This window comes from Salmonella sp. SAL4457, from assembly GCF_046548235.1.
Classification (GTDB): domain Bacteria; phylum Pseudomonadota; class Gammaproteobacteria; order Enterobacterales; family Enterobacteriaceae; genus Salmonella; species Salmonella enterica.
Genome location: NZ_JBGDZO010000478.1, coordinates 1 through 273 on the forward strand (window position 1 = coordinate 1; position 273 = coordinate 273).

Consider the following 273-nt stretch of genomic DNA (forward strand, 5'->3'; position numbering starts at 1 on the left):
GCCTTGACCACTTCGTTGCGGATGATCCGGTTGGCGATCACCTCGGCGGCGATCGCCAGCGCCTCCACCAGCGGCACGCCGCTGCGGGTGAGGATCGCCAGGGTCGAGGCGAAGCGCGCGGTGTCGGTGGAACGCACCAGCCGACCGACCAGCGGCACGCGCAGCAGGAAGCCATGCCAGCGCTCGCGAAAGGCATCCTTGCGCAGCGCGTAGCGGAAGCCGATCACCCCGCCGATCGCCGCGACGAAGGCCAGCGCACCCCAGGCCTTGACC

At 70.7% G+C, this 273-nt stretch carries 1 pseudogene; it reads right to left on the minus strand.

Going from position 1 to position 273, the window contains the following annotated elements:
* Positions 1-273: pseudogene (locus ACLJNW_RS25130) on the minus strand (type II secretion system protein GspF); the annotation flags it as partial.